Raw genomic sequence first — 16,186 nt, forward strand, 5'->3', positions numbered from 1 at the left:
ATGGCTTACACCTTCTCCAGTTTGACCGCGCACTTCTTGAAGTCCGTCTCTTTCGAGAGCGGATCGGTCGCATCCAGCGTCAGTTTGTTTACCAGCTGTGCGGCGTCGAAGAACGGCATGTACACCAGCCCCTGCGGCGGACGGTTACGACCGCGCGTTTCGACAATCGAGATCACTTCGCCACGGCGAGAAACCACTTTCACTTTGTCGCCGCGACGCAGATCGCGCGCTTTCGCATCCAGCGGGTGAATAAACAGTACCGCTTCCGGGAAGGCGCGGTGCAGTTCTGGTACACGGCGAGTCATACTGCCGGTGTGCCAGTGCTCTAGTACGCGTCCGGTAGAGAGCCACAGGTCGTACTCTTCATCCGGTACTTCCGCCGCCGGTTCGAACGGCAGTGCAAAGATCACCGCTTTGCCATCTGGTTTACCGTAGAACTTGTAGCCTTCGCCCGCTTTCACGTACGGGTCGTTACCTTCGCTGTAACGCCACTGCGTTTCTTTACCGTTTACTACCGGCCAGCGCAGACCGCGCGCTTTGTGGTAGTCATCGAACGGTGCGAGATCGTGACCGTGACCGCGACCAAACCATGCGTACTCTTCGAACAGCCCTTTTTGCAGATAGAAGCCCAGCTCGCGGGATTCATCGTTCAGCTGATCTTCCGCCAGTTCGGATACCGGGAATTTGCTCACTTCCGGGGTGGCATACAGAACTTCGTACAGCGTTTTGCCACGCAGTTCCGGTTTCTTCGCCAGCAGCTCTTCCGGCCATACTTCTTCTGTTTTGAAGCGGCGGGAGAACTGGACTAACTGCCAGAGATCCGATTTCGCTTCGCCCGGTGCCTGTACCTGCTGACGCCAGAACTGAGTACGGCGTTCGGCATTACCGTAAGCGCCCTCTTTTTCTACCCACATTGCGGTCGGCAGGATCAAGTCCGCTGCCAGCGCACTGACTGTCGGATACGGATCGGAGACGATGATGAAGTTGCGCGGATCGCGCCAGCCCGGCATACGCTCTTCATTAATGTTCGGCCCGGCCTGCATGTTGTTGGTACACATGGTCCAGTAAACATTCAGCTTGCCGTCTTTCAGCGCACGGTCCTGTGCCACCGCGTGCAGACCGATTTTCGCCGGAATGGTGCCGCTCGGGATATTCCACTTCTTCTCGCAGATATCACGGTGTTTCTCGTTGGTCACCACCATGTCCGCAGGCAGACGGTGAGCAAAGGTGCCCACTTCACGCGCAGTACCACACGCGGAAGGCTGCCCGGTCAGGGAGAACGGACCGCAACCCGGTTGGGAAATTTTGCCAGTCAGCAGGTGCAGGTTGTAGACCAGGTTGTTGGCCCACACGCCACGGGTATGCTGGTTGAAACCCATCGTCCAGTAGGAGATGACTTTCTTGTTCGGATCGGCATACAGCTGCGCCAGTTGTTCTAACTGATCTTTCGGCACACCGGTCATTTCGGCGGTTTTTTCCAGCGTATACTCGGCAACGAAGGCTTTGTAATCTTCAAAGCTCATCGGTTCGGAAGCGTCAGACCCCGGATTCTTCGCTGCTTTTTCCAGCGGATGGGTCGGACGTAAACCGTAGCCGATGTCCGTCGCCCCTTTGCGCAGGTTGACGTGTTTGCTGAAGAAGTCCTGATTTATCGCGTTGTTTTGAATGATATAGTTGGCGATATAGTTCAGGATCACCAGGTCAGACTGTGGCGTAAAGATGATGCCGTTATCCGCCAGCTCGAAGCTACGATGCTGATAAGTAGAAAGCACCGCCACGGTGACGTTCTGGTTAGAGAGACGACGGTTGGTGATGCGCGACCAGAGGATCGGGTGCATCTCCGCCATGTTCGCGCCCCACAGCACAAAAGCGTCAGCCTGCTCAATGTCGTCATAGCAGCCCATCGGCTCATCCATACCAAAGGTACGCATAAAGCCAACCACCGCCGACGCCATACAGTGACGTGCGTTCGGGTCGATGTTGTTAGAACGGAAGCCCGCTTTGAACAGCTTGGACGCGGCATAACCTTCCCAGATAGTCCACTGACCAGAACCGAACATACCGATCGATTCCGGCCCTTTTTCTTTCAGGGCGGTTTTGAATTTCTCTTCCATCACATCGAAGGCCTGATCCCAGGTGATTGGGGTAAATTCGCCTTCTTTGTCATATTTACCGTTTTTCATACGCAGAAGCGGCTGCGTCAAACGGTCTTTACCGTACATGATTTTGGGCAGGAAATAGCCCTTAATGCAGTTCAGACCACGGTTAACCGGTGCGTCCGGGTCGCCCTGACAGGCCACCACACGCCCCTGCTGCGTTCCGACCAGAACGCCGCAACCAGTACCGCAGAAACGGCACGGCGCTTTATCCCATTTAATGGCTTCCTGCTGACCAACAACGGCGCGGGCAACGCCCGGCACGCTGAGACCGGCAGCCGCCGCAGCGGCCGCAGCGGCGTTAGCTTTCATAAAGCTACGACGACTGAGTTTCATGGTGTTTCCTCACCTTGCTCTTCCTGCTGGTGATAAACCAGCGACACCGCCAGCACGCCCTCTACGTTGCGTACTGACTCAATGGTTTGGATCAGCGTTTCGCTGTCTTCTGCTTCCACCACCACAATCAACTGACCGCTCGGCGCGTCGCTGACAGCGACTTCACAGCCGGGAAAGGCGTTCAGTTGGGTGCTGATGTCTGAAATTCGTTCGCTTTTGGCCTGCACGACCAGGCTGCAAACTTGCCAGTTAGTGTGCATGGAGATACTCCGCAGTTATGGCTGATACCGGACAGCTGGCTGCACATGCTCCACATCCGTTGCAAAGTTGGCTATTAAGTTGCGGCTGGTAGATCCCGGAGAGCGTCGGGCGAAAGATAATTGCCATTGGCTCGCAGCTATCCTGACAGCGGCGGCATTCAACTGACTGATACGCCAGGCACGCGTCCCCGATGGTGAACTGCAAATCCCAGGCCCTGGTGTGGCGCGGAGAAAATAGCGATTCGGGGCAAGCCTGCGCGCAGGCGTAACAGAAGCTGCACTCGTTATTTTTGAAATTAACGCTCGGATAGCCGCCCGCGCCGCGTTGCAGAATGTTGTTTTCACAAGCATTAATACAGGCGTCGCAGCGGGTGCAATGGGTCAGAAAATGAGATTCATCACCGGACCAGGGCGGACGGATACCGTTACTGGCTTTGCGCCAGCGACCAGTGAGTATGCCCCGACGGGATGCATCAATCTTCACATTGACCTTCCATCATTAACGCGCTCTGAAAACTGAGAGCGACCAAATAAACCGCATAATTAATAAGCCATTTTTATAGCCGCTAAGATATTAAAGGATGTGTCAAAGATGCATACCCCGATCGGGGTAAAACCTGTAGCAGGATCAAAAGAGTGGTGGGAAGAGTGGCAAAAACGGGCTTTTGCTCACATTTCAAATGGTTATAAACACATTTATATAGCGATTAATTCACCAGAGATATTTCATCTGGTTTCTTCTCTCATTAGCATTTAACACTAAAAGAGCAGGTAAAATTGTCTGAATGTTCTTTCAGTTATTCATAAAGCAAATTAATAAATCTGATGAATATGTTAACCTTCAGCGACATCATCGGTGAAAACCTATAAATGAAGAAGGAAAACAAATGAAGACCATTCTACCTGCAGTGCTGTTTGCCGCTTTCGCTACCACCTCCGCCTGGGCGGCAGAGAGTGTCCAGCCACTGGAGAAAGTAGCGCCTTATCCACAAGCTGAAAAAGGCATGAAGCGTCAGGTGATTCAGTTAACTCCGCAAGAAGATGAATCTACCCTGAAAGTAGAACTGTTAATCGGTCAGACGCTGGAAGTCGATTGCAATTTGCATCGTCTCGGCGGGAAGCTGGAAAGCAAAACGCTGGAAGGCTGGGGCTATGATTATTATGTCTTTGATAAAGTTAGCTCGCCGGTTTCGACGATGATGGCCTGCCCGGATGGCAAGAAAGAGAAGAAATTTGTCACCGCGTATCTGGGCGATGCTGGAATGCTGCGTTACAACAGCAAGCTGCCGATCGTGGTGTATACGCCAGACAATGTGGATGTGAAATACCGCATCTGGAAGGCGGAAGAGAAAATTGACAACGCGGTAGTTCGCTAAACTGCTGTGAAGTGCTGCACTCCGTAGGTCGGATAAGGCGGTTACGCCGCATCCGACATCTGGCGCACGAGCCGGTTGCCTGATGCGACGCTAACGCGTCTTATCAGGCCTACGCCGCTGTGAAGTGCCGCACTCCGTAGGTCGGATAAGGCGGTTACGCCACATCCGGCATCCCATGCCGGATGTGGCACATCATTACAACGCAATATCCGCCACTTCTTTTTGAACGGGTTGCGGTTTCAACTGCGGTTTCGGCGTACTATCTGCTGCTTGCGGTTTGTCGTATTTCAGCCCCAGCACTTCGCTGGTGTACTGCAACTCGCGTTCTGTTGCCGCTACATCACCGTTCAGCTTGCGTCCATAAGACGGAACGATCGCTTTCAACGTTGCCTGCCATTGCGGGCTGGAAACGCGATCGCCAAATACTTTTTCCAGCAGATTCAACATAATCGGCGCGGCGGTTGACGCCCCTGGCGATGCCCCCAAGAGCGCGGCAATGGTTCCTTGCTGGTCACTGACCACTTCGGTACCCAGACGCAGTACACCACCTTTCTCGGCATCACGCTTGATAATCTGCACACGCTGCCCCGCTTGCCACAAACGCCAGTCCTCTTTTTTCGCTTGCGGATAGTACTCTTTCAACGCTTCAAAACGATCCTCTTCACTCAACATCACCTGACTTACCAGATATTTCACCAGATCGAAATTATCCAGCCCAACGTGCATCATCGGCATCACGTTAGAGGTGGTGGTGGAACTCATCAGATCCCACAATGAACCGTTTTTGAGGAATTTGGTTGAGAAGGTGGCAAATGGCCCAAACAGCACTACGCGTTTACCGTCCAGAACACGGGTATCGATATGCGGAACCGACATCGGTGGTGCGCCAACGGATGCTTTACCGTAAACTTTCGCCAGATGGTGATTAACCACGTCCGGGTTTTCCGAAACAAGGAACTGTCCGCCCACCGGGAAACCGGCGTAGTCTTTCGCTTCCGGAATCCCCGATTCCTGTAACAGCTTCAGCGCCGCACCGCCCGCGCCGATAAAGACAAATTTGGCACGAATGTTCTGTGCAGTGCCGTTTTTCAGATCGGCAACGGTGACGGTCCAGGTGTTATCGTCATTACGCTTTAGGGCGCGGACTTCGCTGTTGAGTTGCAGCGAGAAGTTAGATTTCTTCTGCAAGGAAGCAATTAACTGGCGGGTGATCTCGCCGTAGTTCACATCGGTACCAATTTCCGTACGCGTGGCTGCCACTTTCTGTTGCGGATCGCGCCCTTCCATCACTAACGGTGCCCACTCTTTGATCTGCGCGTGATCTTCAGAGTAACGCATACCGCGAAATAGCGAGCTTTGTTGCAACGCGGCGTAACGGGCGCGTAGGAAATTGACGTTATCCTCGCCCCAGACAAAACTCATATGCGGAACGGTATTGATAAATGAACGCGGAGTACGCAGCACGCCGCGCTCGACCTGGTGCGCCCAGAACTGGCGGGAAATTTGGAATGCTTCATTAATGGCGACTGCTTTTTCAATACTGATGCTGCCATCGGCGTTTTGCGGGGTGTAATTGAGTTCCATCAGCGCAGAATGCCCGGTTCCGGCGTTGTTCCAGCCGTTCGAACTCTCCTGCGCAACCCCCTCCAGGCGCTCTACCATGGTCATCGACCACTCTGGCTCCAGCTCGCGTAAATAAGTCCCCAATGTGGCGCTCATAATGCCGCCGCCAATCAACAGTACATCAGTTTCCTGCTCCTCGGACGCTTTCGCTTTTGCCGCCATCGAAACGGCATTAAGCCCCACGGCCATCGAGAAGAGCATGGCAGTCACTTTTTTCATCTTGTTAATGCCTTACTTTTAGTCGCTTTATTGCAGGTGAGATTTGCGCGGCATCAACGGTAACACTTAAATAACAACATTTAAATAATGTTTATAAATTATATTCTAATTTTAGAAACATTATAATTTCGTTGATTAATTATAGGGTTATTAGAAACGAAGGGATTTTTAGAATATTGACCTGGCGGCAGCAGTCCGCCAGGTCAGCGTCGAAATATTATGCCGTCCGGGCAACGGCATCACGCGAAGCAGCATCGCGCTCTTCGCCCGTCAGCTCGCTAAGTTGCCCGTTGCGCATTTCCAGCAGGCGGTCAGCGTGGATAAAGTAATGATCATCATGACTGATGGCGAAAATCGTTTTACCCATCTCCTGCATTAGCGGCAGCAGCACCTGATAAAACTCACGACGGAAGTGTGGGTCCTGATCCGCCGCCCATTCATCCAGCAGGATAATATCGCGTTCTTCTGCCAGCGCCAGCAACAGCGCCACGCGTTTTTTCTGCCCTTTTGATAACTTCAGGTTAACAATACGCCCGTTACTTAACTCTAGCTTATGAGCCATTTTCAGCTGCGCCAGCCACTTCTCAATCAGTTGCGGGTTAGCGGGTTGACCCTCCGGCCCCAGCAGTTGATCAAACAGCCAGACATCGGTAAACACTGCCGAAAACAGTTTGCGATAATCTTCCGGTTGTTCGCCGCTGACAGGTTTGCCATCCAGCAAGATTTCGCCGCTTTGTGGCTGATACAAGCCCGTCAGCAACATCGCCAGCGTCGATTTTCCGCTACCGTTGCCACCAATCAGAAACAGCAGTTCACCACGTTTGATGGTGAGGTTAATCGGCCCAACGGAAAACGCGTTATCCTGATAAGCAAACGTCACGTTACGCAGCTCCAGCGTTTGCCAGTTGGGAAACGCCTGCGGGCGCGGAAACTCTGCTTTGAAAGGCGCGAGCGCGAATTTGTTCAGCTTGTTAAACGCCACCTGCGCCGTCAGCAGCGTCGGCAATGCGCCAACCGCCGAAAGCAGCGGCGTACGCAGGAATAACAACGTCAACGAATAGGTCGCGGCAACGTTGGTATCAGCCCAACCGAGACTGTTCGCCATCCAGAACACCAGACCGATTGCGCCCAGCATCATGATGTTCGACCAGTTCACGGCACTAAGATGGAAGGTGTCTGCGCGAATAATATGATGGCGATACTCTTGCGCATCAGGAATGTAGAGGTTGTTAAACACATACTCGGCGCGTTCCCGGTTCAGAGTCAGCTCTTTGCGCCCTTCGAGTACAGTTTGAAAATCCGTGTACAGCTTGTCTTCGGTTTCACGCAGGGTCGCCATATGTTTGTACACCCGCGCCACCAGCACAAAACCGCCCCAGATGGTGACTGCCATCCAGATAGCCGTTACCAGCAACATTTTGCCCGACAGCATCCACAGATACGCCGCTGAACCGATAGTGAGAATGATCCCCTGCACCAGTTCCGGCAGACGCACAAAAGCAATGGTGATATTGCGCACATCGCTGGTTAACCCCGCCAACAACGAGGCGCTACCAAGTTGTTCAATGCGCTCGACGTGAGTATCGAGAATCCGCTTGATAAATTCACTACGCAGTCGGTAAACGAAGTGATGACCCAAAGTGGTGAGCGCCAGTTGCGATCCGAGAGTGACTGCCATCAACAGCAGCAATAACCCCAGAAACTCCGGCAACACCAGCAGACTGGTATCCACCGTTTCGATAAGGCGCTGATTGATAAAAGCAATTAAGCCAATGCCTAATGCCGCACTGGCGAGGCTTAGCGCCATCACACTAATAAATGGCCAGCGATACTGCCGCCAGACAAGTACAAGAAGTTCCATGCAGAAAACCCGGACAATGAATTACAGCCCGCAGTTTAAACATCTTCGCGCGCACAGCAATAATAATTCTTATTTTTATTCTTTTTTACCCGCCTGACGAAAAGTCAGGTTGTAGCGGCAGTCGGCGGTGAGTGGATGAAACCCCGTTTTCAGCGGTTGAACGCCATGATAAAACAGCCGCGATTCACCGCCCCAAACCACCACGTCGCCATGCTCCAGCAACAGTCGTTTTAGCGGATCATTACGTTTCAGGCCACCAAATTGAAAAATCGCGGGTAAGCCCAGAGAAACAGAAACAATCGGCGCGCTCAGATCCGGTTCGTCTTTATCCTGATGCAGCGACAGTTTCGCGCCAGGAGTGTAGCGGTTGATAAGACAAGCATCTGGCTGGAAATCTGGATAGCCCGCCGCCGTAGCCGCACGTTGACATAAATTATGAAAACTCTGCGGCATGGCAGGCCACGGTTTATTTGTTTGCGGATCAATGGGCGAATAGAGATAACCCTGTCGATTGGTGGTCCAGCCCAGACGCCCGCAGTTGGTCATCGCCACCGACATGGTATATCCGCCGGGTGTGACCATCTGGCGAAACGGTGACTGGCGGGCGACATTGCTGATTCCCTGAATCAGTTGCTCCGCAGTATTAAAGGCAAAACGGCGCAGGATCACCGCGCCAGGTGCCAGGGGTTCTTGCCACGGTTCAGCATCAGCAAACAGATCCAACATTATTTTTCCTCGTTTTCAGCTTCACGGCGTAGCAACTGTGCTTTACGCGAAACACCCCAGCGGTAACCAGAAAGTGTGCCATCACCACGTACCACCCGATGACAAGGTATAACGATCGCTAACTTATTGGCGGCGCAGGCACTTGCCACGGCACGTACCGCTTTCGGTTTGCCGATGGTGTTTGCCAGTTGCTGATAACTCACAGTTTCACCGCAAGGAATGGTACGCAGCGCCTGCCAGACTTGCTGCTGAAAAGCGGTGCCGCGAATATCCAGCGGCAACGTCAGCGGCGTATCTCGCTGGTTGAGGCTGGCGATCACTTCACGCACATGCTGCTGAAACGTCGGGTCAGCGGGTGCGTTGTCGGCAGCGGGAAACATCTGCCGCAGTTCACTGATTAATGTCGCGTCATCATCACCCAGTAATATCGCGCAAATCCCCCGCTCGCTTTCTGCCACCAGGCAACGACCCAGCTCACAATCAGCCAGCGCATAACGCACAGCCAGGCTTTCGCCACCGTGACGAAACTGTTTAGCCGTCATGCCCAGCGTTTCATCGGCTTTACGGTAGTAACTGCTGCCGTCGGGGAATCCGGCATTGAGAATCGCCTGAGTCACGCTCTCCCCTTTTGCCAGAAACTCCCGCAATCGGCGAGCGCGCCAGGCCTGCTGCCAGGCTTTCGGCGTCATTCCGGTAGTCGCTTTAAACAATCTATGCAGATGGAACGGACTCATCGCCACCTGGTCGGCTAAGGCTTCCAGCGTTACAGGCGTTTCCTGTTCCAGCAGTCGGCAGGCGTGGGTAATTTTATCAAGGCGATGTTGTTGGGGATTGGCTTTGTCTGGCTGACAACGTTTGCAGGGGCGAAAGCCAGCGGCAAGCGCCTCGCTGGCATCGGCATAGAAAGAAACGTTTTCCCGCAAGGCATGTCTGGCGCGGCAAGACGGACGGCAAAAGATGCCCGTGGTGCGCACGGCGAAGACAAATTCGCCGTCGGCGTTCGGGTCGCGGGCTAAGACAGATTGCCAGCGTTGATCGTCAGTTAAGCGTGTGGCGTTTTTCATAATCAGCTCCCTGGTTAAGGATAGCCTTTAGTCTGCCCGGTCACCATTGCGCAAAAACCAACAATCTTGCGCTTTAATTTTTTTCGCTGATAAGGAAGCTTTTAAACTGCGGCGACATCCAGGTTTTAAAGCTATCGCCCTCTTTGGTGATCATATAGACTGCCAGCCCTTCCCGGCGAACGACTTCTTTGGCTTTATCCGGCCCGAGCACCATCAAACCTGTATCCCAGGCGTCGGCTTCCAGAGCCGTCGGGGCAATCACCGTCACGGATACCAGATTGTGTTCAATGGGACGCCCGGTTTGCGGATCAATAACATGGGAAAGGCGTTTGCCGTCCAGCTCGTAATAGTTGCGATAGCTACCGGAGGTGCTGATACCGTGACCATTGATGTCAACCACGGCCTGAACCGCGTTCTCTTTATCGGTCGGTTTTTGGATCGCCACCCGCCACGGCTGCCCTTCGCCGTTCATGCCACGGCTGTTCAGCGCGCCGCCCACCGACACCAGATAGCGGGAAATACCTTCCTGCTCCATTAAGCGTGCCAGATGATCTGCCGCATAACCTTCGCCGACGGTAGAGAGATCGACATATAAATCCGGCAGATCTTTTTGCAGATATTGTTGATGTGACTGATTAATGACCGTCAGATGCTGTAAACCCGTTTTGGCTTTCATCGCGTCGATCTGTTCCTGGTTCGGGATTTGTACCGGCTGTTGTTCCGGGCCAAAGCCCCACAGATTCACCAGCGGCCCGACAGTAATATCCATCGCGCCATCGGTTTTGGCGCCAATGCGCAGCGAGGTGGTGATGATATCGGCCATCGCTTCACTTACCGGCCACGGCGACAAACTTTTCGAGTCGTTAAAGCGCATCAGCGCGGAGTCTTTTTTATAGGTCGAAAGCAGCTGATCGTCGGCGTCCAGCTGGGTCTGAATCTTCTCTTTAAGTTCAGCACTGCGTTTGGCGTCAATGCCAGGGATGCTGGCACGCCAGAAGGTTCCCATCGTTTTGCCTTCAAGAACGGTAACTTCAGTAGCGTGGGATTTGGCGGGTTGTGTTTTTTGATCGCAACCAACAAAGAAGAGCGCGGCAGCCAGCAATGCCACGCGGGTAAAGCTTATTTCCATACGTGATTATCCTCATGCGAACGGTCGCAAGAGTACACCAAAAAACTGCGTTTGTACGCTGAAAACAATGAAAAAAGGGCCCGCAGGCCCTTTGTTCGACATAAATCGAGATTAGAACTGGTAAACCAGACCCAGAGCTACGATGTCATCAGTGTTGATGCCAGCAGCACGGGTGAACTGGTTGTCGTCCAGCAGGTTGATTTTGTAGTCAACGTAGGTGGACATGTTTTTGTTGAAGTAGTAGGTAGCACCAACATCAACATATTTCAGGATATCTTCGTCGTCGTAGTTACGACCAGCAACGACACCCAGGTTTTTACCTTTAGACTGCAGGTATGCTACAGACGGACGCAGACCGAAGTCGAACTGGTACTGAGCAACAGCTTCGAAGTTCTGTGCTTTGTTCGCCCAACCCAGGGAACCTACGCGAGTTGCGTTGTAGGTCTGGGTGTACTGAGCAGCCAGGTAGATGTTGTTAGCGTCGTATTTCAGACCACCGGTGTAGGTTTCAGCACGGTCGCCGTTACCGATGTAAGCAGCGGTGTTCTGAGCATCAGTACGTTTGGAGCTGGAAACTGCAGCACCGATACCGAAGCCTTCGTAATCATAAGTGATAGAACCGCCAACGCCGTCGCCGTTCTGACGCAGAGCACCACGACCGTTGTTGGTCATGCCTTCGCCGCTTACGCTACCGTTTTTACCCTGGTACTGAACAGCAAAGTTCAGACCGTCAACCAGACCGAAGAAGTCGGTGTTACGGTAGGTCGCGAAGCCGTTACCACGCTGCTGCATGAAGTTGTCAGAACCGTAAGTGTCGCCACCGAATTCTGGCAGTACGTCGGTCCAGGAAGTTACGTCGTAAACAACGCCGTAGTTACGACCGTAGTCGAAAGAACCAACGTCCTGGAATTTCAGACCAGCGAATGCCACACGGGTCCAGGAGTTTTCTTTGTTGTCTTCAGAGGTATTGCCCTGGATCTGATATTCCCACTGGCCGTAACCGGTCAGCTGGTCAGTAACCTGAGTTTCGCCTTTGAAACCAAGACGTACATAGGTCTGGTCGCCGTCTTCTGACTTGTTGTCAGAGAAATAGTGCAGGCCGTCTACTTTACCGTACAGATCTAATTTGTTGCCGTCTTTGTTGTAAACTTCAGCAGCGTTTGCTGCGCCTGCTACCAGCAGAGCTGGGACCAGGAGGGACAGTACTTTAACTTTCATGTTATTAACCCTCTGTTATATGCCTTTATTTGCTTTTTTATGCCACTGCATACTGATTAACCCTCATTAATCAGTCGGCAAGTCCATTCTCCCCAAAAATGCAGAATAATCCAACACGAATATGATACTAAAACTTTTAAGATGTTTCATTTATCGCTATAGATGTTTCAAAATGTAAATATGATGGAACTTTTTAAGATTCTTGATGATTGGCGAAATAAGCACCTAACATCAAGCAATAATAATTCAAAGGTAAAATCAATAACTTATTCTTAAGTACTTGATAGCACTGAATGCCAAAACAAAATCTTCACTCGCAACTAAAATATGTCTCGCTATCATCATTAACTTTATTTATTACCGTCATTCATTTCTGAATGTCTGTTTACCCCTATTTCAACCGGATGCCTCGCATCCGGTTTTTTTTACCCTTCTTTACACAACTTTTATTTTTTTGTACTACCGCTGGAAAATTATAACGCTTGTTAACAATTTCACAAAAAATTAACAAGATATAATTCCCGCCATCTTTTCTTTATCCGTAATTAATTTCGCTCTTCTTTTTTGCAGATTATTTGTACAGCAGAATGCGGTGTGTACATCTATTTCCCATCGGGCAGAACGAGACATATCGTTGAGGAATAGAGAATCATCTATCGGGTAATAGTCTGGAATTTCGCACTGTACCCTTTATACTGCCCTATCACTTCGCGAAGTTTTAACAGGTCATAAACACGAATGCGTCAGAAAGAGACAACGGCCACGACCCGCTTTTCACTCCTACCGGGGAGCATTACCCGCTTCTTTTTACTGTTGATCATTGTGTTGCTGGTGATGATGGGTGTAATGGTACAAAGCGCAGTCAACGCCTGGCTGAAAGATAAAAGCTACCAGATTGTCGACATTACTCATGCTATACAAAAGCGCGTCGATACCTGGCGTTACGTGACCTGGCAGATCTACGACAACATCGCTGCAACGACTTCGCCTTCCACCAGTGAAAGTTTGCAAGAGACGCGTCTGAAACAGGATGTCTATTATCTGGAAAAACCGCGTCGCAAAACAGAAGCCCTGATCTTTGGTTCTCACGACAACTCAACGCTTGAGATGACCCAACGAATGTCTACTTATCTGGACACATTATGGGGCGCAGAAAATGTACCGTGGTCGATGTATTATCTGAACGGTCAGGATAACAGCCTGATTCTTATCTCGACCCTGCCGTTAAAAGATCTCACCTCCGGATTTAAAGAATCGACTGTTAGTGACATTGTTGATTCTCGTCGCGCGGAGATGCTGCAACAGGCTAACGCCCTGGATGAACGTGAAAGTTTTTCTAACCTGCGCCGTCTTGCCTGGCAGAACGGTCATTATTTTACCTTGCGTACAACCTTTAACCAGCCGGGACATCTGGCAACGGTGGTTGCATTTGATCTGCCTATTAATGATCTAATCCCGCCAGGGATGCCGCTGGATAGCTTCCGTCTTGAACCAGAAGCAGGTACTGCGGGTAACAATAATAATGAGAAAGAAGCAACGGATAGCGTCAGCATTAACTTTAATAGTTCGAAGATTGAAATCTCTTCGGCGCTCAACTCCACCGATATGCGGCTGGTCTGGCAGGTTCCTTACGGCACTTTGCTACTGGATACATTGCAAAACATTCTGCTGCCACTGCTGCTGAACATTGGTTTGCTGGCACTGGCGCTTTTTGGTTACACCACTTTTCGCCATTTCTCCGGGCGCAGCACAGAAAGCGTTCCCAGCACCGCTGTGAATAACGAACTGCGTATTTTGCGAGCAATAAATGAAGAGATTGTGTCACTGCTGCCACTCGGTCTGCTGGTTCACGATCAGGAATCGAATCGCACAGTTATCAGCAATAAGATTGCCGACCATCTGCTGCCGCATTTGAATCTGCAAAACATCACCACCATGGCAGAACAGCATCAGGGGATTATTCAGGCGACCGTCAATAACGAGCTGTATGAAATTCGCATGTTCCGCAGCCAGATAGCGCCGCGTACGCAAATCTTCATCATTCGCGATCAGGATCGCGAGGTGCTGGTGAACAAGAAACTCAAGCAGGCGCAGCGTCTGTACGAGAAAAACCAGCAGGGCCGGATGGCCTTTATGCAAAACATTGGCGATGCGCTGAAAGAACCCGCACGGTCACTGGCGGAGAGTGCGGCTAAACTCAACTCCCCGGAAAGCAAACAACTGGCAAATCAGGCTGATGTGCTGGTGCGCCTGGTCGATGAAATTCAGCTAGCGAACATGCTTGCGGACGATAGCTGGAAGAGCGAGACCGAGCTTTTCTCCGTACAGGATTTAATCGATGAAGTGGTGCCTGCTGTGCTACCGGCAATGAAGCGCAAAGGCCTGCAACTACTGATTAACAATCATCTGAAAGCACACGATATGCGCCGTGGCGATCGCGATGCTTTACGCCGTATTTTGCTGCTGTTGATGCAATATGCCGTCACCTCAACGCAACTGGGAAAAATTACCCTTGAGGTTGATCAGGATGAATCCTCTGACGAACGTCTGACTTTCCGCATTCTGGACACCGGAGACGGTGTAAGCATTCATGAAATGGATAATTTACACTTCCCGTTCATCAACCAGACCCAAAGCGATCGCTATGGCAAGGCGGACCCGCTGGCATTCTGGTTGAGCGATCAACTGGCGCGAAAACTGGGCGGTCATTTAAACATTAAAACGCGGGACGGGCTTGGTACACGCTACTCCGTGCATATAAAAATGCCCCCTGCTACCCCGGACGTTGAAGAGGAAGAAGAACGTTTACTGGATGATGTCACCGTGATGGTGGATGTAACTTCCACAGAAATTCGGAATATTGTCACTCGCCAGTTAGAAAATTGGGGTGCAACCTGTATCACACCCGATGAAAGATTAATTAGTCAGGATTATGATATCTTTTTAACGGATAATCCGTCTAATCTTACTGCCTCTGGCTTGCTTTTAAGCGATGATGAGTCTGGCGTACGGGAAATTGGGCCTGGTCAATTGTGCGTCAACTTCAATATGAGCAATGCTATGCAGGAAGCGGTCTTACAATTAATTGAAGTGCAACTGGCGCAGGAAGAGGTGACAGAATCGCCTATGGGTGGAGATGAAAATGCACAACTCCATGCCAGCGGCTATTATGCGCTCTTTGTAGACACAGTACCGGATGATGTTAAGAGGCTATATACTGAAGCAGCAACCAGTGACTTTGCTGCATTAGCCCAAACGGCTCATCGTCTTAAAGGCGTGTTTGCCATGCTAAATCTGGTACCCGGCAAGCAGTTATGTGAAACGCTGGAACATCTTATTCGCGAGAAGGATGTCCCAGGAACAGAAAAATACATCAGCGACATTGACAGCTATGTCAAGAGCTTGCTGTAGCAAGGTAGCCTATTACATGAACAATATGAACGTAATTATTGCCGATGACCATCCGATAGTACTGTTCGGTATTCGCAAATCACTTGAACAAATCGAGTGGGTGAATGTTGTCGGCGAATTTGAAGATTCCACAGCACTGATCAACAACCTGCCGAAACTGGATGCGCACGTGTTGATTACCGATCTCTCCATGCCTGGAGATAAATACGGCGACGGGATCACCTTGATCAAATACATCAAGCGTCATTTCCCAAGCCTGTCGATCATTGTTCTGACCATGAACAACAACCCGGCAATTCTTAGCGCGGTACTGGATCTGGATATCGAAGGGATCGTCCTGAAACAAGGCGCGCCTACGGATCTGCCAAAAGCTCTCGCCGCGCTGCAAAAAGGCAAGAAATTTACCCCGGAAAGCGTATCTCGTCTGCTGGAGAAAATCAGCGCCAGTGGTTACGGCGACAAGCGTCTCTCACCTAAAGAGAGTGAAGTACTGCGCCTGTTTGCAGAAGGTTTCCTGGTTACCGAGATTGCTAAAAAGCTCAACCGTAGCATCAAAACCATCAGCAGCCAGAAGAAATCCGCGATGATGAAGCTGGGTGTCGAGAACGATATCGCCCTGCTGAATTATCTCTCTTCTGTGACCTTAAGTCCGGCAGATAAAGAGTAATCTCCCGACAGGCCAGATAAGCACCGACCGCCGGATGCGGCGTAAACGCCTTATCCGGCCTACAAATCCCAATATTTCAATACATTACACAAACGTAGGCCTGATAAGACGCGCCAGCGTCGCATCAGGCGTTTGCACCA

13 protein-coding genes are annotated in these 16,186 nt (G+C 51.2%); 4 read left to right on the top strand and 9 right to left on the bottom strand.

The window, feature by feature from the left end:
- Positions 1-5 precede the first annotated feature (5 nt).
- The 3 genes from napA to napF are packed head-to-tail and all read right to left on the bottom strand — an operon-like array spanning position 6 to position 3,236.
- The gene (gene napA, locus HEM79_RS06800) at positions 6-2,492 is read right to left on the bottom strand and encodes a periplasmic nitrate reductase subunit alpha (protein WP_176242248.1); all 2,487 of its coding nucleotides are present in this window, start codon (positions 2,490-2,492) and stop codon (positions 6-8) included.
- Positions 2,489-2,752, bottom strand: a complete 264-nt coding sequence (gene napD, locus HEM79_RS06805) for a chaperone NapD (RefSeq protein ID WP_000557378.1) — start codon at positions 2,750-2,752, stop codon at positions 2,489-2,491. The genes napA and napD overlap by 4 nt, the downstream gene beginning before the upstream one ends.
- Positions 2,742-3,236: a ferredoxin-type protein NapF gene (napF, locus tag HEM79_RS06810; protein ID WP_000686723.1), complete on the bottom strand. Its 495-nt coding sequence runs from the start codon at positions 3,234-3,236 to the stop codon at positions 2,742-2,744. Before napF ends, napD begins: the two co-directional genes overlap by 11 nt.
- A 108-nt stretch (positions 3,237-3,344) precedes the next feature.
- On the opposite strand from napF, the gene HEM79_RS06815 reads away from it, so the two are divergent.
- Together HEM79_RS06815 and eco are read left to right on the top strand one after the other, a co-directional pair.
- Positions 3,345-3,509, top strand: coding sequence for a hypothetical protein (locus tag HEM79_RS06815; protein WP_176242250.1), 165 nt, complete (start codon positions 3,345-3,347; stop codon positions 3,507-3,509).
- Positions 3,510-3,639: 130 nt separating this feature from the next.
- Positions 3,640-4,128, top strand: coding sequence for a serine protease inhibitor ecotin (gene eco / locus HEM79_RS06820; protein WP_032225728.1), 489 nt, complete (start codon positions 3,640-3,642; stop codon positions 4,126-4,128).
- Between the two features lie 195 nt (positions 4,129-4,323).
- Here the strand turns inward: eco and mqo are convergent, their stop codons facing one another.
- From mqo to ompC, 6 genes are all read right to left on the bottom strand, one after another.
- Positions 4,324-5,970 carry a malate dehydrogenase (quinone) gene (mqo, locus tag HEM79_RS06825; RefSeq protein ID WP_176242252.1) on the bottom strand — a complete coding sequence of 549 codons (1,647 nt, stop codon included), beginning with the start codon at positions 5,968-5,970 and terminating at the stop codon, positions 4,324-4,326.
- Between the two features lie 217 nt (positions 5,971-6,187).
- On the bottom strand, positions 6,188-7,831 hold the full coding sequence (gene yojI / locus HEM79_RS06830; protein ID WP_176242254.1) for a microcin J25 efflux ABC transporter YojI: 1,644 nt from the start codon (positions 7,829-7,831) through the stop codon (positions 6,188-6,190).
- 75 nt (positions 7,832-7,906) lie between these two features.
- The gene (gene alkB / locus HEM79_RS06835; RefSeq protein WP_176242256.1) at positions 7,907-8,557 is read right to left on the bottom strand and encodes a DNA oxidative demethylase AlkB; all 651 of its coding nucleotides are present in this window, start codon (positions 8,555-8,557) and stop codon (positions 7,907-7,909) included.
- A complete protein-coding gene (gene ada, locus HEM79_RS06840; RefSeq protein WP_176242258.1) occupies positions 8,557-9,621 on the bottom strand; it encodes a bifunctional DNA-binding transcriptional regulator/O6-methylguanine-DNA methyltransferase Ada in 1,065 nt (354 codons plus the stop codon). Before ada ends, alkB begins: the two co-directional genes overlap by 1 nt.
- Before the next feature lie 73 nt (positions 9,622-9,694).
- Positions 9,695-10,750 (bottom strand): FAD:protein FMN transferase ApbE, encoded by a 1,056-nt coding sequence (apbE, locus tag HEM79_RS06845; RefSeq protein WP_176242259.1) that lies wholly within the window; start codon positions 10,748-10,750, stop codon positions 9,695-9,697.
- Positions 10,751-10,861: 111 nt separating this feature from the next.
- Positions 10,862-11,968, bottom strand: a complete 1,107-nt coding sequence (gene ompC, locus HEM79_RS06850; protein ID WP_021551088.1) for a porin OmpC — start codon at positions 11,966-11,968, stop codon at positions 10,862-10,864.
- A gap of 738 nt (positions 11,969-12,706) precedes the next feature.
- On the opposite strand from ompC, the gene rcsD reads away from it, so the two are divergent.
- Together rcsD and rcsB are read left to right on the top strand one after the other, a co-directional pair.
- Positions 12,707-15,379: a phosphotransferase RcsD gene (gene rcsD, locus HEM79_RS06855; RefSeq protein ID WP_176242261.1), complete on the top strand. Its 2,673-nt coding sequence runs from the start codon at positions 12,707-12,709 to the stop codon at positions 15,377-15,379.
- 16 nt (positions 15,380-15,395) lie between these two features.
- Complete coding sequence (rcsB, locus tag HEM79_RS06860) at positions 15,396-16,046, top strand: response regulator transcription factor RcsB (RefSeq protein ID WP_001516743.1); 651 nt, start codon at positions 15,396-15,398, stop codon at positions 16,044-16,046.
- Positions 16,047-16,186: the final 140 nt, after the last annotated feature.

It is taken from the genome of Escherichia sp. 93.0816, assembly GCF_013368855.2.
GTDB classification, from domain to species: domain Bacteria; phylum Pseudomonadota; class Gammaproteobacteria; order Enterobacterales; family Enterobacteriaceae; genus Escherichia; species Escherichia ruysiae.

Excerpts from the sequence above, each read along its gene's own strand:
- napA (WP_176242248.1), bottom strand. The coding sequence starts at position 2,492 with ATGAAACTCAGTCGTCGTAGCTTTATGAAAGCTAACGCCGCTGCGGCC.
- napD (WP_000557378.1), bottom strand. The coding sequence starts at position 2,752 with ATGCACACTAACTGGCAAGTTTGCAGCCTGGTCGTGCAGGCCAAAAGC.
- HEM79_RS06815 (WP_176242250.1), top strand. The coding sequence starts at position 3,345 with ATGCATACCCCGATCGGGGTAAAACCTGTAGCAGGATCAAAAGAGTGG.
- eco (WP_032225728.1), top strand. The coding sequence starts at position 3,640 with ATGAAGACCATTCTACCTGCAGTGCTGTTTGCCGCTTTCGCTACCACC.
- mqo (WP_176242252.1), bottom strand. The coding sequence starts at position 5,970 with ATGAAAAAAGTGACTGCCATGCTCTTCTCGATGGCCGTGGGGCTTAAT.
- yojI (WP_176242254.1), bottom strand. The coding sequence starts at position 7,831 with ATGGAACTTCTTGTACTTGTCTGGCGGCAGTATCGCTGGCCATTTATT.
- alkB (WP_176242256.1), bottom strand. The coding sequence starts at position 8,557 with ATGTTGGATCTGTTTGCTGATGCTGAACCGTGGCAAGAACCCCTGGCA.
- ada (WP_176242258.1), bottom strand. The coding sequence starts at position 9,621 with ATGAAAAACGCCACACGCTTAACTGACGATCAACGCTGGCAATCTGTC.
- apbE (WP_176242259.1), bottom strand. The coding sequence starts at position 10,750 with ATGGAAATAAGCTTTACCCGCGTGGCATTGCTGGCTGCCGCGCTCTTC.
- ompC (WP_021551088.1), bottom strand. The coding sequence starts at position 11,968 with ATGAAAGTTAAAGTACTGTCCCTCCTGGTCCCAGCTCTGCTGGTAGCA.
- rcsD (WP_176242261.1), top strand. The coding sequence starts at position 12,707 with ATGCGTCAGAAAGAGACAACGGCCACGACCCGCTTTTCACTCCTACCG.
- rcsB (WP_001516743.1), top strand. The coding sequence starts at position 15,396 with ATGAACAATATGAACGTAATTATTGCCGATGACCATCCGATAGTACTG.